The organism is Pseudomonas sp. KCJK8993 (assembly GCF_046230915.1).
In the GTDB taxonomy this organism is placed as follows: Bacteria; Pseudomonadota; Gammaproteobacteria; order Pseudomonadales; family Pseudomonadaceae; genus Aquipseudomonas; species Aquipseudomonas piscis.
Genome location: NZ_JBJJLO010000145.1, coordinates 1 through 14,778, shown reverse-complemented (window position 1 = coordinate 14,778; position 14,778 = coordinate 1). Strand labels below are relative to the sequence as shown.

The 14,778-nt window shown below is 63.0% G+C and carries 12 protein-coding genes and 1 pseudogene; 7 read left to right on the top strand and 6 right to left on the bottom strand.

Annotated elements, in window-relative coordinates; all coding sequences use genetic code 11:
- Positions 1 to 81: 81 nt before the first annotated feature.
- The 4 genes and pseudogenes from ACK6AU_RS28975 to ACK6AU_RS28960 all read right to left on the bottom strand — a co-directional run bounded on the left by ACK6AU_RS28975 (position 82) and on the right by ACK6AU_RS28960 (position 2,182).
- Positions 82 to 327: a hypothetical protein gene (locus ACK6AU_RS28975; RefSeq protein ID WP_185701420.1), complete on the bottom strand. Its 246-nt coding sequence runs from the start codon at positions 325 to 327 to the stop codon at positions 82 to 84.
- Positions 328 to 555: 228 nt separating this feature from the next.
- A pseudogene (locus ACK6AU_RS28970) lies at positions 556 to 705 on the bottom strand (LLM class flavin-dependent oxidoreductase); the annotation flags it as partial.
- Positions 706 to 906: 201 nt separating this feature from the next.
- Entirely contained in the window at positions 907 to 1,587 is a 681-nt protein-coding gene (locus ACK6AU_RS28965; RefSeq protein WP_409303037.1) for a paraquat-inducible protein A, read from the bottom strand.
- A 25-nt stretch (positions 1,588 to 1,612) separates the two neighbouring features.
- Entirely contained in the window at positions 1,613 to 2,182 is a 570-nt protein-coding gene (locus tag ACK6AU_RS28960; RefSeq protein WP_409303035.1) for a TetR/AcrR family transcriptional regulator, read from the bottom strand.
- A gap of 159 nt (positions 2,183 to 2,341) precedes the next feature.
- Between ACK6AU_RS28960 and ACK6AU_RS28955 the strand changes: the two genes are divergently transcribed.
- Genes ACK6AU_RS28955 through ACK6AU_RS28930 form a run of 6 tightly spaced genes read left to right on the top strand, consistent with a single transcriptional unit; the run spans position 2,342 to position 11,610 of the window.
- Positions 2,342 to 3,487, top strand: coding sequence for a MexC family multidrug efflux RND transporter periplasmic adaptor subunit (locus tag ACK6AU_RS28955; protein ID WP_185702232.1), 1,146 nt, complete (start codon positions 2,342 to 2,344; stop codon positions 3,485 to 3,487).
- A gap of 27 nt (positions 3,488 to 3,514) precedes the next feature.
- On the top strand, positions 3,515 to 6,646 hold the full coding sequence (locus tag ACK6AU_RS28950; protein WP_409303033.1) for a multidrug efflux RND transporter permease subunit: 3,132 nt from the start codon (positions 3,515 to 3,517) through the stop codon (positions 6,644 to 6,646).
- A 5-nt stretch (positions 6,647 to 6,651) separates the two neighbouring features.
- Complete coding sequence (locus tag ACK6AU_RS28945; RefSeq protein ID WP_185702215.1) at positions 6,652 to 8,091, top strand: efflux transporter outer membrane subunit; 1,440 nt, start codon at positions 6,652 to 6,654, stop codon at positions 8,089 to 8,091.
- A gap of 58 nt (positions 8,092 to 8,149) precedes the next feature.
- A complete protein-coding gene (locus tag ACK6AU_RS28940) occupies positions 8,150 to 8,770 on the top strand; it encodes a paraquat-inducible protein A (RefSeq protein ID WP_409303030.1) in 621 nt (206 codons plus the stop codon).
- Entirely contained in the window at positions 8,763 to 11,066 is a 2,304-nt protein-coding gene (locus ACK6AU_RS28935; RefSeq protein WP_409303028.1) for an MlaD family protein, read from the top strand. The genes ACK6AU_RS28940 and ACK6AU_RS28935 overlap by 8 nt, the downstream gene beginning before the upstream one ends.
- Positions 11,067 to 11,106: 40 nt before the next feature.
- The gene (locus ACK6AU_RS28930) at positions 11,107 to 11,610 is read left to right on the top strand and encodes a transcriptional regulator (protein WP_409303026.1); all 504 of its coding nucleotides are present in this window, start codon (positions 11,107 to 11,109) and stop codon (positions 11,608 to 11,610) included.
- A gap of 44 nt (positions 11,611 to 11,654) precedes the next feature.
- Here the strand turns inward: ACK6AU_RS28930 and ACK6AU_RS28925 are convergent, their stop codons facing one another.
- Positions 11,655 to 12,215, bottom strand: coding sequence for a TetR/AcrR family transcriptional regulator (locus ACK6AU_RS28925; RefSeq protein ID WP_185702211.1), 561 nt, complete (start codon positions 12,213 to 12,215; stop codon positions 11,655 to 11,657).
- 398 nt (positions 12,216 to 12,613) lie between these two features.
- Here ACK6AU_RS28925 and ACK6AU_RS28920 point away from each other — a divergent pair, with 398 nt between their 5' ends.
- Positions 12,614 to 14,119 carry a diguanylate cyclase gene (locus ACK6AU_RS28920; protein ID WP_409303024.1) on the top strand — a complete coding sequence of 502 codons (1,506 nt, stop codon included), beginning with the start codon at positions 12,614 to 12,616 and terminating at the stop codon, positions 14,117 to 14,119.
- A gap of 417 nt (positions 14,120 to 14,536) precedes the next feature.
- Here the strand turns inward: ACK6AU_RS28920 and ACK6AU_RS28915 are convergent.
- The coding region (locus tag ACK6AU_RS28915; RefSeq protein ID WP_409303022.1) for a hypothetical protein at positions 14,537 to 14,778 on the bottom strand (242 nt) is incomplete at its 5' end.

Genomic DNA, 14,778 nt, shown 5'->3' with positions numbered 1-14,778 from the left:
TACTTCAGCGGCGGCACCCCCCGAGATCACAACTAGCCTCTTCGTCGGCAGCGTCAGGTGGGTATAAGAAACAGGAGTGGTTCATGACATGCGCGAAGACTGCCGGGAAACCACCATCTCCTCGAGAATTTCACGCACCAGCCGGTTGATGCCCGACTCGCCGTGGTAGTGGCTGCGATCGATGCTGGCGATGGTGAACTGGTTCGATCCTGGCGCCAGGATGTCTAGCGAGAGACTGCCATCGGCATTGATCACGCAGTTCACGCGGCAGTTTGGCAAGCGCTGGGCAAGGGCCGTCTCGATTTCGAACTTGCTTAGGGTGTCCATGGAGTTTCCGGCTCTCGGTCATTGGCCTGTCAAGATTAGCTGAGGAACTCGGGCTGTAAATGCTGTCAGCCTGATAGCAAAGTTACATGAGTTAAGCGTCGTAATTCATCCAGAACAACTTTCCACGACGTTAAAATTTGCGCGGCAATACTTGAAGTTGCCTGCTAGTTGCCGCTTGTTGAAGGCATCTCGGGTTTTCAGAACATCCCTCGTCATTCCCTGGACGGGTTAGCCGCGAGCATCCATTTTCGGCGGCCCGGGATGGGAGGGGAAAGGCGGCAGCACCTCTTCGGCCGGTTCCTGGATGACTTCGGCCATCGGACGTTGGCAGAACTGGATGCCCAGCGCGGCATGATCGACGCCGGCCTCTTGCCATTCACAAAAAGCTGCGTCCGGTTTCCCTCTGGACGACGGAGGTTTCCTTGCTTCGACTCATGCTTTCGCTAATGGCTGTGCTGGTACTAGGAACCGGTATCTACACCCTTGGATTCACACTGAACAAAGGGGCTGACAATGCTCATGCGCCGCGCGCGAGCCATATGCATCCCCTGGCCACCGGGATCGGAAGTGGTCAAGCATCTATGACGACACCCTGGGGAACGGTTCAGTCGGGGGGGATCGATCGTCCTCGGCCAGAGCTTCCCAGACCTGGTGCGGCGACATGCTCATTTCCAGCCAGACCTGGGTCAGCAGCAGGGCGATGAAGCAAGCCAGGCCGATGCCCAGGCTCAGGTCGGCGATGTCGATCAGCTTGACGATGGAGACCAGGATCCCGATCAGGTAGACCTCGAGCATGCCCCATTCGCGCAGGTGGCGATAACCGCGGTAGAGCAGCATGGCGCCTCGGCGCGCCACCTTGAACCTCAGGCTCAGCAGTACCAGCAACTGGCACAGCAGTTTGAGCAGGGGAATGGCCATGCTGTTCAGCAGCACCAGCACGGCGACCCCGGGCATGCCACTTTCGAACAGCCCGAGCACACCGCTCCAGACGGTGTCGCTACGGGCCTGGCCCAGAAGGGTCAAGTGCATGATCGGCAGGAAGTTGGCCGGGATGTAGAGCAGCAAGGCGGTCAGGACCAGGGCGAAGCAACGGCGCTGCCATTGATGGCGATGCACGGCCAGTTCGAAGCCGCAACGCGGGCAGCAGCTCTTTTCACCGGGTTCCAGTGGCTCGCGGCGCATCAGCAGGTCGCATTCATGGCAAGCGACCAGGGCCTGGAGCGGCAGGTTCGGCAAGTCGCCGGGGTGGGTGTGGAGCATCGGGCAAGTCCTGTGGGCGTGTGGCCTAGGTGTCGGTTCTGGCCTGTGGACAGGCGCCGTGGAGGAACATCTGCTCCAGGGTATGGGCGGTATTCGAGCTCGCCGCGCGTCCGCGGCGTTCGGCGTCCACCATGCCGTAGACCAGGGTGATGAACAGCTCGGTGAACACCGACGCGCTGATGTCGATGCGGAATGCTCCCTTGTGCTGGCCGCCCAGGAAGAAGGCGTCCAGCGCGTTGATATAGGACTGCCACCGGACACCATCGGCCTGCGGGTCGAGGAAATCCGGGCGGTATTGAAATACCAGGAAGGTCAGCAGCTCTCGATGGGCGAGATGCTCCCTGATCAAATTGTGCAGTGCTTCCAATGGATCTGCATCCTGCAGGCGGGAGGCTTCGATGATCTGGAGCAACACCTCCTCGCCATGCCGTTCGAGCATTTCCAGCAGATGGTCACGCGTGCCACAAAAACGCTGCAGCGTGGCCCGGCTGGTGCCGGCAGATTCAGCCAGTTCCTTTAGTGTCGCGCGTGGGTGGTCGACGATGGCCACGGCCAGCGCCTTGATGAATCGTTCGTCATGGGGCGTCAGGGTCATTCGCAAGTCCTGGGTGAGTCCTCGAATGCGCGCATTGGGTAAAAAAACTCGTAGCGCTCCGCAAAATGTGAGACAAAAAAGCTCATGTGAGTCTTTGTTGACTCATTTTGGGTTTGAAAGTAGCATTCTGGACATTCTCAATCAATAGTCAGGTGTGCCATGGTCGATTTGCGTGCAATAGGAAGGGTCAGTGCATTGGCGGTTGTCATTGCGTTGGCAGGGTGTGGTCCCTCGGGCGAGCAGCAGAGCGCCGCGGAGATGGTGCTTCCTGTGGAGGTGTTCGCGGTGAAGCCGGAAACCCTGGCGCTGACGTCGGAACTGCCAGGCCGGATCGAACCGGTACGCGTGGCCGAGGTGCGGGCACGGGTGGCGGGTATCGTGCTGAAGAAGCGCTTCGAGGAAGGGGCCGACGTCAAGGCCGGCGATCTGTTGTTCCAGATCGATCCCGCGCCGCTCAAGGCTGCGGTGTCCCGGGCCGAGGGCGACCTGGCCCGGGCCCAGGCCGGGATGAAGGAGGCCCTGGCGCGGGTCAAGCGCTATGAGCCGCTGGTGAAGATCGAAGCGGTCAGCCAGCAGGACTACGACAAGGCCAGTGCCGACCTGCACAGCGCCCAGGCATTGACCCGTTCGGCCCAGGCCGACCTGGAAACCGCGCGCCTGAACCTGGGGTACGCCTCGGTCACCGCGCCGATCTCCGGTCGGGTAGGGCGTGCGCTGGTCACCGAAGGCGCCCTGGTCGGCCAGGGCGAAGCGACCCTGATGGCGCGTATCCAGCAACTGGATCCGATCTACGCCGATTTCACCCAGACCGCCGCCGATGCCCTGCGCCTGCGCGAGGCGCTGAAGACCGGCAGCCTGGCCGCGGGAGACAGCAAGGCCCTGACCCTGCGGGTCGAGGGCACCCCCTACGAGCGCCAGGGGGCGCTGCAGTTCACCGACGTGGCGGTCGACCCGGGCACCGGCCAGATCACCCTGCGCGGCAAGTTCCCCAACCCCGATGGTGTGTTGCTGCCGGGCATGTACGTGCGGGTCAAGACTCCCCAAGGCACTGACCACCAGGCCATCCTCGTCCCGCAGCGTGCGGTCAAGCGGGGCAACGACGGCAGCTCCCACGTGATGGTGGTCGGCGCCGACGAGCGTGCCGAGGCCCGCGCGGTCACCACCGGTGCCATGCAGGGTTCGCGCTGGCAGATCACCGAAGGCCTCAAGGCCGGTGACCAGGTCATCGTCGGTGGCCTGGCCGCCGTGCAGCCGGGCGTCAAGGTCACTGCCAAGCAGGCTCAGGAAACCGAGCAGAAACAATAAGCCCGGTTACGACACGAGGATTTTTTGATGTCCGATTTTTTCATCAAGCGCCCGAGCTTCGCCTGGGTGGTGGCTCTGTTCATCTCCCTGGCCGGCCTGCTGATCATTTCCAAGCTGCCGGTGGCGCAGTACCCCAACGTTGCGCCACCGCAAATCACCGTGACCGCCACCTACCCGGGCGCTTCGGCCAAGGTATTGGTGGAGTCGGTCACCAGCGTGCTCGAAGAGTCGCTCAACGGTGCCAAGAACCTGCTGTACTTCGAATCAACCAACAATTCCAACGGTACTGCCGAGATCGTCGTGACCTTCCAGCCGGGCACCGATCCGGACCTGGCCCAGGTCGACGTGCAGAACCGCCTGAAGAAGGCCGAGGCGCGCATGCCTCAGGCCGTGCTCACCCAGGGCTTGCAGGTCGAGCAGACCAGCGCCGGCTTCCTGTTAATTTATGTTCTGAACTATAAGGAAGACGCGAAGCGCAACGACACTACCGTTCTTGGCGACTACGCCGCGCGTAACATCAACAACGAACTACGCCGCTTGCCCGGCGTCGGCAAGCTGCAGTTCTTCTCTTCCGAAGCGGCGATGCGGGTCTGGATCGATCCGCAGAAACTGGTGGGTTACGGCCTGTCCATCGAGGACGTGAGCAACGCCATCCGCGGACAGAACGTGCAGGTTCCGGCCGGCGCCTTCGGCAGCGCGCCCGGTACCAGTGAGCAGGAGCTGACCGCAACCCTGGCGGTCAAGGGAGCCCTGGACAACCCCGAGGAGTTCGGCCAGGTCGTCCTGCGCTCCAATCCCGATGGTTCCAGCGTCAAGCTGGCCGATGTCGCCCGCCTGGAAGTGGGCCAGGAAAGCTACAACATTTCCTCGCGCCTGAACGGCACGCCCGGCGTAGGTGGTGCAATTAAGCTGTCTCCGGGCGCTAACGCCATCGAGACTGCGACGCTGGTCAAGGCGCGCCTGGCCGAACTGTCGCAGTTCTTCCCCAGCGATATGCAGTACTCCGTCCCCTACGACACCTCGCGTTTCGTCGACGTGGCCATCGAGAAGGTGATCCACACCCTGCTCGAAGCCATGGTCCTGGTGTTCCTGGTGATGTTCCTGTTCCTGCAGAACGTGCGCTACACCCTGATTCCATCCATCGTGGTGCCGGTGTGCCTGCTCGGTACCCTGGCGGTGATGTACCTGCTGGGCTTCTCGGTGAACATGATGACCATGTTCGGCATGGTGTTGGCCATCGGCATCCTGGTGGACGACGCCATTGTGGTGGTGGAGAACGTCGAGCGGATCATGGCCGAGGAGGGCCTGTCCCCGACCGAGGCGACGATCAAGGCGATGAAGCAGGTATCCGGCGCCATCGTCGGCATCACCCTGGTGCTGTCCGCGGTGTTCATGCCGCTGGCGTTCATGAGCGGTTCGGTGGGCGTCATCTACCAGCAGTTCTCGGTATCCCTGGCGATCTCGATCCTGTTCTCCGGCTTCCTGGCCCTGACCTTCACCCCGGCGCTGTGCGCCACGTTGCTCAAGCCGATCCCTGAAGGCCATCACGAGAAGCGCGGTTTCTTCGGTGCCTTCAACCGTGGCTTCGCCCGCGTCACCGAGCGCTACTCGGTGCTCAGTTCCGGGCTGGTCAAGCGTGCCGGGCGTTTCATGCTGGTGTACGCCGGTATCGTCGCTCTGCTGGGCTACACCTACTTGCGCCTGCCGGAGGCCTTCGTCCCGAGCGAGGACCTGGGCTACATGATCGTCGACGTGCAACTGCCGCCCGGCGCCAGCCGCATGCGTACCGATACCACTGGCAAGGAGCTGGAGCAGTACCTTAAAAAGCGCGATGCAGTGGAGTCGGTCTTTCTCATTTCCGGCTTCAGTTTCTCCGGCCAGGGCGACAACGCGGCACTCGCATTCCCGGTTTTCAAGGATTGGTCGGTACGCGGCAAGGACGAGTCTGCTGCTGCCGAGGTAGCGGCGTTGAACGAGCATTTCGCGCTGCCGAGCGATGGCACCGTCATGGGCGTTTCGCCACCACCCATCGACGGCCTGGGCAACTCCGGCGGCTTCGCTTTGCGCTTGATGGACCGTGGCGGGCTGGGCCGGGAGGCCTTGCTGCAAGCCCGGGATACGCTGCTGAGCCAGGTCAACGGCAACCCGAAATTCCTCTACGGCATGATGGAAGGCCTGGCCGAGGCGCCGCAGTTGCGCCTGGTGATCGACCGTGAAAAAGCCCGAGCCCAAGGCGTCAACTTCGAAACCATCAGCTCTACCTTGTCCTCGGCTTTCGGCTCCAATGTGGTCAACGACTTCACCAACGCCGGTCGCCAGCAACGGGTGGTGATCCAGGCCGAGCAGGGCGCGCGGATGACCCCGGAAAGCGTGCTCCAGCTGTACGTGCCCAACAACAAGGGCGACCAGGTACCGCTCAGCGCCTTCGTCAGCAGCAAGTGGGAAGAGGGGCCGGTGCAACTGGTGCGCTACAACGGCTATCCGTCGATCCGCATCGTCGGTGACGCAGGTCCAGGCTACAGCACCGGCCAGGCCATGGCCGAACTGGAGCAACTGGCGTCGCAACTGCCCAAGGGCATCGGCTACGAGTGGACCGGCCTGTCCTACCAGGAGAAGGTCTCTGCCGGCCAGGCATCGGGTTTGTTCGCCCTGGCGATCCTGGTGGTGTTCCTGTTGCTGGTGGCCCTGTACGAAAGCTGGTCGATCCCGCTGTCGGTGATGCTGATCGTTCCGATCGGCGCCGTGGGTGCGGTCCTGGCGGTGATCTTCATGGGCATGCCCAACGACGTGTACTTCAAGGTCGGCCTGATCACCATCATCGGCCTGTCGGCGAAGAACGCGATCCTCATCGTCGAGTTCGCCAAGGAGTTGTGGGAGAAGGGCTACAGCCTGCGTGACGCCGCCATCGAGGCCGCTCGCCTGCGCTTTCGTCCGATCATCATGACCTCCATGGCCTTCATCCTCGGCGTGGTGCCCCTGGCCATCGCCACCGGTGCCGGTGCGGCCAGCCAGCGCGCCATCGGGACCGGGGTGATCGGCGGAATGCTCAGCGCCACCTTCCTGGGCGTGTTGTTCGTGCCGATCTGCTTCGTCTGGCTGCTGTCGGTGCTGCGCACCAAGCGGCCAGCCCCTGAACAACCAGCCCTGACCCAGGAGTGATCAGCATGCGTACCGCAGTTTTTACCGTATCGGCGCTGCTGATCGCCCTGGCCCTGGGAGGCTGCTCCATGGCCCCGACCTACGAGCGCCCGGCCGCGCCCGTTGCCGATAGCTGGAGCGGCGCGGCCGCCCAGCAGGGACGCCAGGCTAGCGAACTGGATTGGCGGAGCTTCATTGTCGATCCGCAGTTGCGCAAGTTGGTCGGCACCGCCCTGGACAACAACCGTTCGTTGCGCCAGACCTTGCTGGACATCGAACAAGCCCGCGCGCAGTACCGCATCCAGCGGGCCGATCGCATCCCGGGACTGAACGCAGGCGCCTCGGGCAACCGCCAGCGCCTGCCGTCGGACCTGTCCAGCAGTGGCCGGGCCGGCGTGGCCAGTACCTATCAGGTCGGCCTGTCGCTGCCGGAGTACGAAGTCGACCTGTTCGGTCGGGTCAAGAGCCTCAGCGATGCCGCATTGCAGCAGTACCTGGCCACCGAGGAGGCCGGGCGCGCGGCGCGCATCGCGCTGATCGCCGAGGTCACCCAGGCCTACCTGGTCCATGACGGCGCCCAGCGCCGCCTGGCCCTGACCCAGCAGACCCTGGTCAGCCGCGAATACTCCTTCGCCCTGATCAGCCGGCACCGTGCGGTGGGTAACGCCACCGCACTGGACTACCAGGAAGCCCTGGGCCTGGTGGAACAGTCCCGGGCCGACGAGGAGGCCGCCCTGCGCCAGAAGCAACAGGCCTTCAATGCCCTGGTGCTGTTGCTGGGCACCGCCGATGCGGCCAAGGCGATTCCCGAGAAGCCATCGGAGCAGCCGCTGCTGGTGCAAGACATCGCCGCCGGCTCGCCTTCGTCGCTGATCGAGCGCCGGCCGGACATCCTCGCCGCCGAACACCGTTTGCAAGCGCGCAATGCCGATATCGGCGCTGCGCGGGCGGCGTTCTTCCCGCGGATCACCTTGACCGGCAGCTTCGGCACCTCCAGCGCGCAAATGTCTGGCCTGTTCGATGGCGGCTCGCGCTCCTGGAGCTTCATCCCGACCCTGTCGCTGCCGATCTTCGATGGCGGGCGCAATCGTGCCGGGCTCAGCCTGGCCGAGGCGCGCAAGGACTCGGCGGTGGCGGCCTACGAGGGCACGATCCAGACGGCGTTTCGCGAAGTGGCGGACGCCCTGGCGGCCACCGACACCCTGCGCCGCGAGGAACAGGCACGCGGGGCCCTGGCCAATACCAGCAACGAATCGCTGAAGCTGGCCAAGGCTCGCTATGAAGGCGGCATCGACAGCCACCTGCGTTACCTGGACGCCCAGCGCAACAACTTTGCCAACGAGACGGCGTTCATCGACGTCAGCACTCAACGGCAGATCGCCCTGGTGGACCTGTTCCGCTCCCTGGGCGGTGGCTGGCAGGACAACCAGGGCCAGCAACTGGCGCAACACCAGACGCCCCCTTAAGTGAACGCCGGCGCCTGCTTGGGTTCTCCTGGGCAGGTGCCGGTCAAGGAGATTAACGATGCGTGCAATTGATGCCGGTATTTGGGTCTGCGGTGAATGTCATCAACTTAATCCGGGCTGTCTGGATTCATCATCGCGCTGCAGCCGTTGCAGTGCAGTAATACATGCGCGTCGTCCGAACAGCATCAGGCGGACCTGGGCCTTGCTGATCACGGCGATGATCCTCTACATCCCGGCCAACCTGCTGCCGATCATGACCGTCAGCATTTTCGGCAAGGGCGCGCCGGCGACCATCATGAGCGGGGTGGTCAGCCTGCTGCAGCTGGGCATGATCCCCATCGCCCTGGTGGTGTTCGTGGCCAGCATCGTGGTGCCGACCTTCAAGCTGGTGGGCATCGCGCTGCTGCTTTATTCGGTGCAGCGCCAGCAACCGATGTCTGCCCGCCGGCGGATCATCATGTACCGCTTCATCGAATGGGTGGGGCGCTGGTCGATGCTCGACATTTTCGTCATCGCCATCCTGGTGGCGTTGGTGAACTTCGGCCACCTGGCGCGCATCGAGGCCAACCTCGGCGCCGCCGCCTTCGCCAGCGTGGTGGTACTGACCATGCTGGCCGCCGTGACTTTCGATCCCCGGCTGATCTGGGACAACACCCACTTGGACAAAGAAAATGAGTGATTTGCCCGTCCCCAAGAAACACCCGGCCTCCAACTGGTCGGCGATCTGGATCCTGCCCTTGGTGGCCCTGGTCATCGGTGCGTGGCTGGCCTGGCGTGCCTATGACGAAGCCGGCCCGGTCATCCAGATCCACTTCGAGAGCGGCGACGGCATCCAGGCCAAGAAGACCGAGGTGCTGTACAAGGGCATATCGGTCGGCAAGGTGGTGGACCTGAGTGTCAGTGAAGACATCAAGGGGGTGATCGCCTCCATCGAGTTGAGCAAGGAGTCCCGGGAGTACCTGAACAACGACACGCGTTTCTGGTTGGTCAAGCCGCGGGTGTCCCTGGCGGGCGTGACCGGTTTGGAGACACTTGTGTCCGGCGTCTATATCGCGGTGGATCCGGTGAAGGGAGATAAGGGCATACACACATTTACCGCCCTTAAGGAACCGCCTCCGATGTCGGAGGCGATTCCTGGCCTGCATATCACCCTCAAGGCCGACCGGCTGGGTTCCCTGGAGCAGGGCAGCCCGGTGTTCTACAAGCAGATCCTGGTGGGCCAGGTGAAAAGCTTCCAGCTCGGCGAGGACCAGCGCACCATCGAGATCAAGGTGTACATCGAACCGGCCTACGCCGACCTGGTGCGCAAGCACACGCGTTTCTGGAACGCCAGCGGCATCTCGATCTCCGGTGGCCTGTCGGGCTTCAAGGTGCGCAGCGAGTCGCTGCTGACCCTGGCCGCGGGCGGTATCTCCTTCGCCACGGCGGACAACCACCGCGACAGCCCACCCACCGATCCGACCAAGCCGTTTCGCCTGTACGAGGACTACGACGCGGCCCAGGTCGGCTTGCGGGTGAAGCTGAAGATGAAGGACTTGAGCGAGATCGAGCCCGGGCGCACGCCAGTCATCTATAACGGCGTGCAGGTCGGCCTGGTCAAGACCGTCGACATGAACCAGGACTTCAGTGGCGCCACCGCCGAGCTGGCGATGGACCCGCGGGTCGAGGCCCTGCTGCTGGAGGGCACCGAGTTCTGGACCGTAAAGCCGAATATCTCGCTGGCCGGGATCACTGGCCTGGATGCCCTGGTCAAGGGCAACTACATCGCCGTGCGTTTTGCCAAGAGCGGGGCGCCGCGCCGGGAATTCAGCGCCCGCTCCAAGGCGCCGCCCATGGACATGAACGTACCGGGCCTGCACCTGGTGCTGACCAGTGACCGGCGCGGTTCGATGGAGGTCGGGGCGCCGGTGCTCTACCGGCAGATCCGCGTCGGTAGCGTGCAGAGCTACCAGCTGTCGGCGGACAACCGGCAGGTACTGATCGGCGTGCATATCGAGCCCGAATATGCGCGCCTGGTGAACAGCTCCACGCGTTTCTGGAACGCCAGTGGCGTGACCCTGAGCGGTGACTTCAGCGGGGTCAAGCTCAAGAGCGAGTCGCTGCAGACCTTGATCAATGGCGGTATTTCCTTCGACACCCTGGACCCCAAGGCGTCGGCCTCGGGCAAGGACCGCCGGTTCGCCCTCTATGACAGCGAAGAGGCCGCCCTGGCCCGGGGCGTGGAGATCCAGCTGAGCGTCGAAGACGCCGAAGGCCTGCGCGAAGGGACGCCGATTCGGTTCAAGGGGCTGGTGATCGGCAAGGTCGAGGGCATCGGCTTGAAGAATGACCTGTCCGGGGTGCTGCTCAAGGCGCGCCTGGCGGCCAACGGCGAGTCGTTCGCCCGCAGCGGCACGCGCTTCTGGGTCGTACGGCCGGCGCTTGGCCTGTTGCGCACGGAACACCTCGGCACCCTGGTCAGCGGTCCCTACATCGAGGCCCTGGCCAGCAGTCACCCGGGCGAGCGGCAGACGCGCTTCCAGACCCTGGCCGAGGCGCCGAACCTGCTCGGGAGCGGCAGCGGCCTGCGGCTGACCCTGAGCGCCCCGGACAAGGGCTCGCTCAAGCTCGGCAGCCCGGTGACCTATCGCAAGATGCCGGTGGGCAAGGTCATCGACCTGAACCTGGGCCAGCAGGCGGACCGGGTGTTGATCAGTATCCTCATCGAGCCGCGTTATGCACCGCTGGTGCGTACTGGCAGCCGCTTCTGGAACGCCAGCGGCGTGGGCATCGAGGCCGGATTGTTCAAGGGCGTTTCGGTGCGCACCGAGTCCCTGGAAGCCCTGGTCGCCGGCGGTATCGCGTTTGCCACGCCAGACAACGGACAAATGGGCGAAGCGGCCAAGCCGGGGCAGACCTTCGCCCTGTTCGATGCCGTCGACGAACAATGGCTGGAGTGGGCGCCGAAGATTTCGCTCAAGGAAGCCGCGCAGTGAGCGCGCTCATTTTCAAGTCAATGCAAAAAGGAGTTAATCCATGTCCAGGCGTTTTATTGCTCTCGCGTTCCTCACCGTCGGCTGTGTGTTTGTCGCCCAGGCTCAGGAGCCTATGCCTTCGGTACAGCAGGTGATGAGTGAGAACAAGGAGAAGATCAAGAACCAGATCGAGACCATCAACTACAACCGCAAGCGCATGGTGGAGGCCAACATGGAACTCGATAGCGAGCAGGCCGAGACGTTCTGGCCGATCTACAGCCGCTATCGCAACGAGATAGATGGCTTGCACAAAGACTCGTTCCAGTTGCTGGTGGAGTACGCCCGGGCCTATGGCTCCGGAGCCGTCAATAACCAGGACGCGGCCTCAATGCTCAAGACCTACAAGACCTTGCTGGAGAAACAGCACAAGGTGTTGTTTCGCTACATCGACCAGGTGTCGGTGAGGATGTCGCCAGTGATCGCCATGCGCTTCCTGCAGATCGAGACCCAGCTGGATGCGATGGAGGTGCAGCAGACCGGGAAGCAGATCCCGCTGATCAAGTAGGGGGGGGCATCACAGGCCTGCTGGGGCGATCCAGCCGGCCTTTTTCATGGATGTCTGCCCGACTTGGCATTCAGGGCGACACTGCCGTGCAGGAACATCTGCTCCAGGGAATGGGCGGAGTTGGCGCTGGCCGCACGCCCGCGGCGTTCAGCGTCGACCATGCCGTAGATCAGGTTGATGAACAGCTCGGTGAAGGCCGCGGCGCTGATATCGATACGAAACACCCCCTGGTGCTGGCCGCGCAGGAAGAACGCATCCAGATCTTCGATATAGGATGCTTCCTGCTCCAGCATCGGCCCCTTGGGGCGATGTTCGAACATCAGCAGGGCCAGCAGGTCGCGGTGGGTGAGATGTTCGCGGATCAAGTGACGCAGGGCGTCCAGCGGTTCAGCGGCGTGCAGCCAGGCGTTGCTGGTGATGTCGGCGAGCACGTTCTTGGCATGCAGCTCAAGTTGCTGTTCCAGGTTGGCACGGGTCCCGTAGTGACGGTTGAGCGTGGCCTTGCTCACTCCGGCCAGTTCCGCCAGTTCCTTCATGGTGGCACGTGGGTGGTTGACTAGCGCAGTGGTCAGCTGTTTGAGAAGGCGGGCGTCATGCAGTGTCATGGGGCGTTCGGGGCTTCAGGCAAGTGAGGAGGTTCCTAGCAAGAAACACTCCTTGCCGGCATCCGCGCATTGTAATCACTTGTTTGAGTCTATGCAGGCTCATTTGTGACAGTAATATTTTAAAGGGATCACTTTGGTCTCATGTTCGGTCGCGTTAGCCTGGGTCATGACCGCCCGACCGGCAGCCGGCGGGCGGATTTTTACCCCAGGCACCTAAAGTTCGGACGTACCCGGCAGAAAACCCCTAGGCAACGCCAGGCGCTGGTCCAGCCATGATCGCGCCCCTGCCTTGACCCCGTGCATCGAGAAGCTCCGGCCGCCCTGGTATCCCAGGCGTCATTGGCGGCTGTCCGCCATCACGGCAAGCGGCCCCTTCGATTTCCGGACTCCCCAACGCCATGAATGCCTTGCTGTTCTCACCGTTATTGCTGGGTACCAACATCCTGATCGCCAGCGCGATCATCTGCCTGGCCCTGTGGTACTACTCGCGCCCCTATCCGGGACCCGCCCTGTGGACCCTCGGCATACTGCTGGTGGGGCTGGGCCAGTTGCTGCTGCTGTTCGGTGGCCATTGGGCCGGGCTGGCGTACAACGTGTTGAGCTACAGCCTGCTGACCTCGGGGGAGGCGGTGCTGGTCATCGGCGTGTTCCGCTTCCTCGAGCGTCCCGCGCCCTGGTGGCTGGTGCCGGCGGTTTGCCTGACCGCCGTGCCCTGGCTGTTGTGGCACTGGCTGGGCGAGCCGCTGGAAGCCGAGCTGGTGGTGGCCTTGTACACCTTCGTCAGTGCCTTCGTCCGGGCATTGGCCTGCCGTGCGTTGTTGTGCCTGCCGGGCGATCGCCGGTTGCGCAGCGTCCGGATCTTCGCCGCGTTGATGTTCGGCTTGCTGGCCTTGAGCGCAGCCGCCAGCGGTGTCCTCGATCTGCTCCAGGCACTGCGGCCGCGCGCAGGCCTGGAGGCGGCCGCCGAACTGCTGGCCTTCAACATTGGCTATCCGTTGTGGATCCTCTGCCTGTTCGGCCTGACCCTGCTCAGCCTGCGCCGTTTCCTGCTGGCGGCCGAGCGCAGCGCGGTGCGCTTCGAGCGCCTGATGAACATCACCAGCGCCGCCGTGGTGATCGTCCGCGACGGCCGGATAGTCGATGCCAATCCGGTGCTCAAGCGCTTGTTCGATTGCGAGCGCGAGCATTACCACGAACGCCCCCTGGAGTACTTGTTCGAAACCGATGACGACCTGCAACGACAACTGGGGCGGTTCGATGGGGTGCCACAGGATCGAGTGGCGGTGCGCCATGACGGCAGCCAGTTCGCCGCCGAACTGACGGTTGCCGCCCTGGACGATGGTACCCAGGTGGCGGAGATCCGCGATGTCAGCGGGCGCAAGTCCCTGGAACAGGAGCTGCGCCAGACTGCCGCCAGGGATGCCTTGACCGGTGTCCTCAACCGCCGGGCCTTCATCGAGCGGGCCAAGCTCGAGCTGGCCCCGGACCGTCGGCAGGGGCGTTCGTCGTGCCTGGCGATGCTGGATATCGACCACTTCAAGCGGATCAACGACAACCACGGCCATCTGGTGGGCGACCAGGCACTCAAGGCCTTCAGTGCGGTTTGCGAAGGCCAGGTCCGGCGCACGGACCTGTTCGCCCGTTATGGAGGCGAGGAGTTCGTACTGTTGCTGCCACAGACCAACCGCGAGCAGGCCTTGGCCTTGCTCGAGCGCTTGCGCGAGTGCTGGAGCGCGCACCGCTTGGCGCTGTCTGCGGGGGAGCTGGCGTCCACCGTCAGCATCGGCATGGTCCTGATCGACCAGGAGGCCTCCCTGGAACATTGGCTCAGCCTGGCCGACCAGGCGCTGTACCGGGCCAAGCACGAGGGCCGCAACCGGACCCGGGTGCATGCCGTCGATTGACCCGCAGAGCTGCGCCAGCGTCTAGCGACAGGCCGGCAACATCGACTCGCCAAAGGTGCTGCTGCAAACAGGCATCCAGTTGCCCGGGGCGATACCTGGATGTGAGTTCGTTCGCCCGGTTGTTTCGCGAACGCATCGGTATCAGTCCAGGCAGCTATCGCGAGCGTTTCGCCAGCGGTGTTTGAGAGGACTACCGTCGGTCAAAAAAACTCTCCGGGCCGATATAACGATTGGCAATTTGCCCAGTAGTACAAAGAGCACAAGAGCAATTATTTGTTAAGGCGGGACCAGAAATAGAGTCGAATAAGTTGCAGGTCGCTATATCGATAATGATTTTCCCGGTTGATCGGAAATAGCCTTGAGTATGATTGGCTATATTCCACGCAAGTCGCCGTCTTGTGGCTGAACAAGTTTCTGCTAGTTTTGGAGTTCGGCCTGGAAGCCGGCGTGCCAGCGGCTTTCTCTAATATTCAATGACCTCTCAACTCCTTGATATCCATGGTTTTCATATGAACCTATGGCGGCTTTCGAGTGGAAGGGGTACTGGCCGGGGGAATGAAGTTCCGGGGCCTTCAAAACTAACGAAATGGATATAGTCAGGAGTACGTCATGGACGACGAACAGCGCCTTGCACAAGGTATTGGTCAGCATGCGGGCCA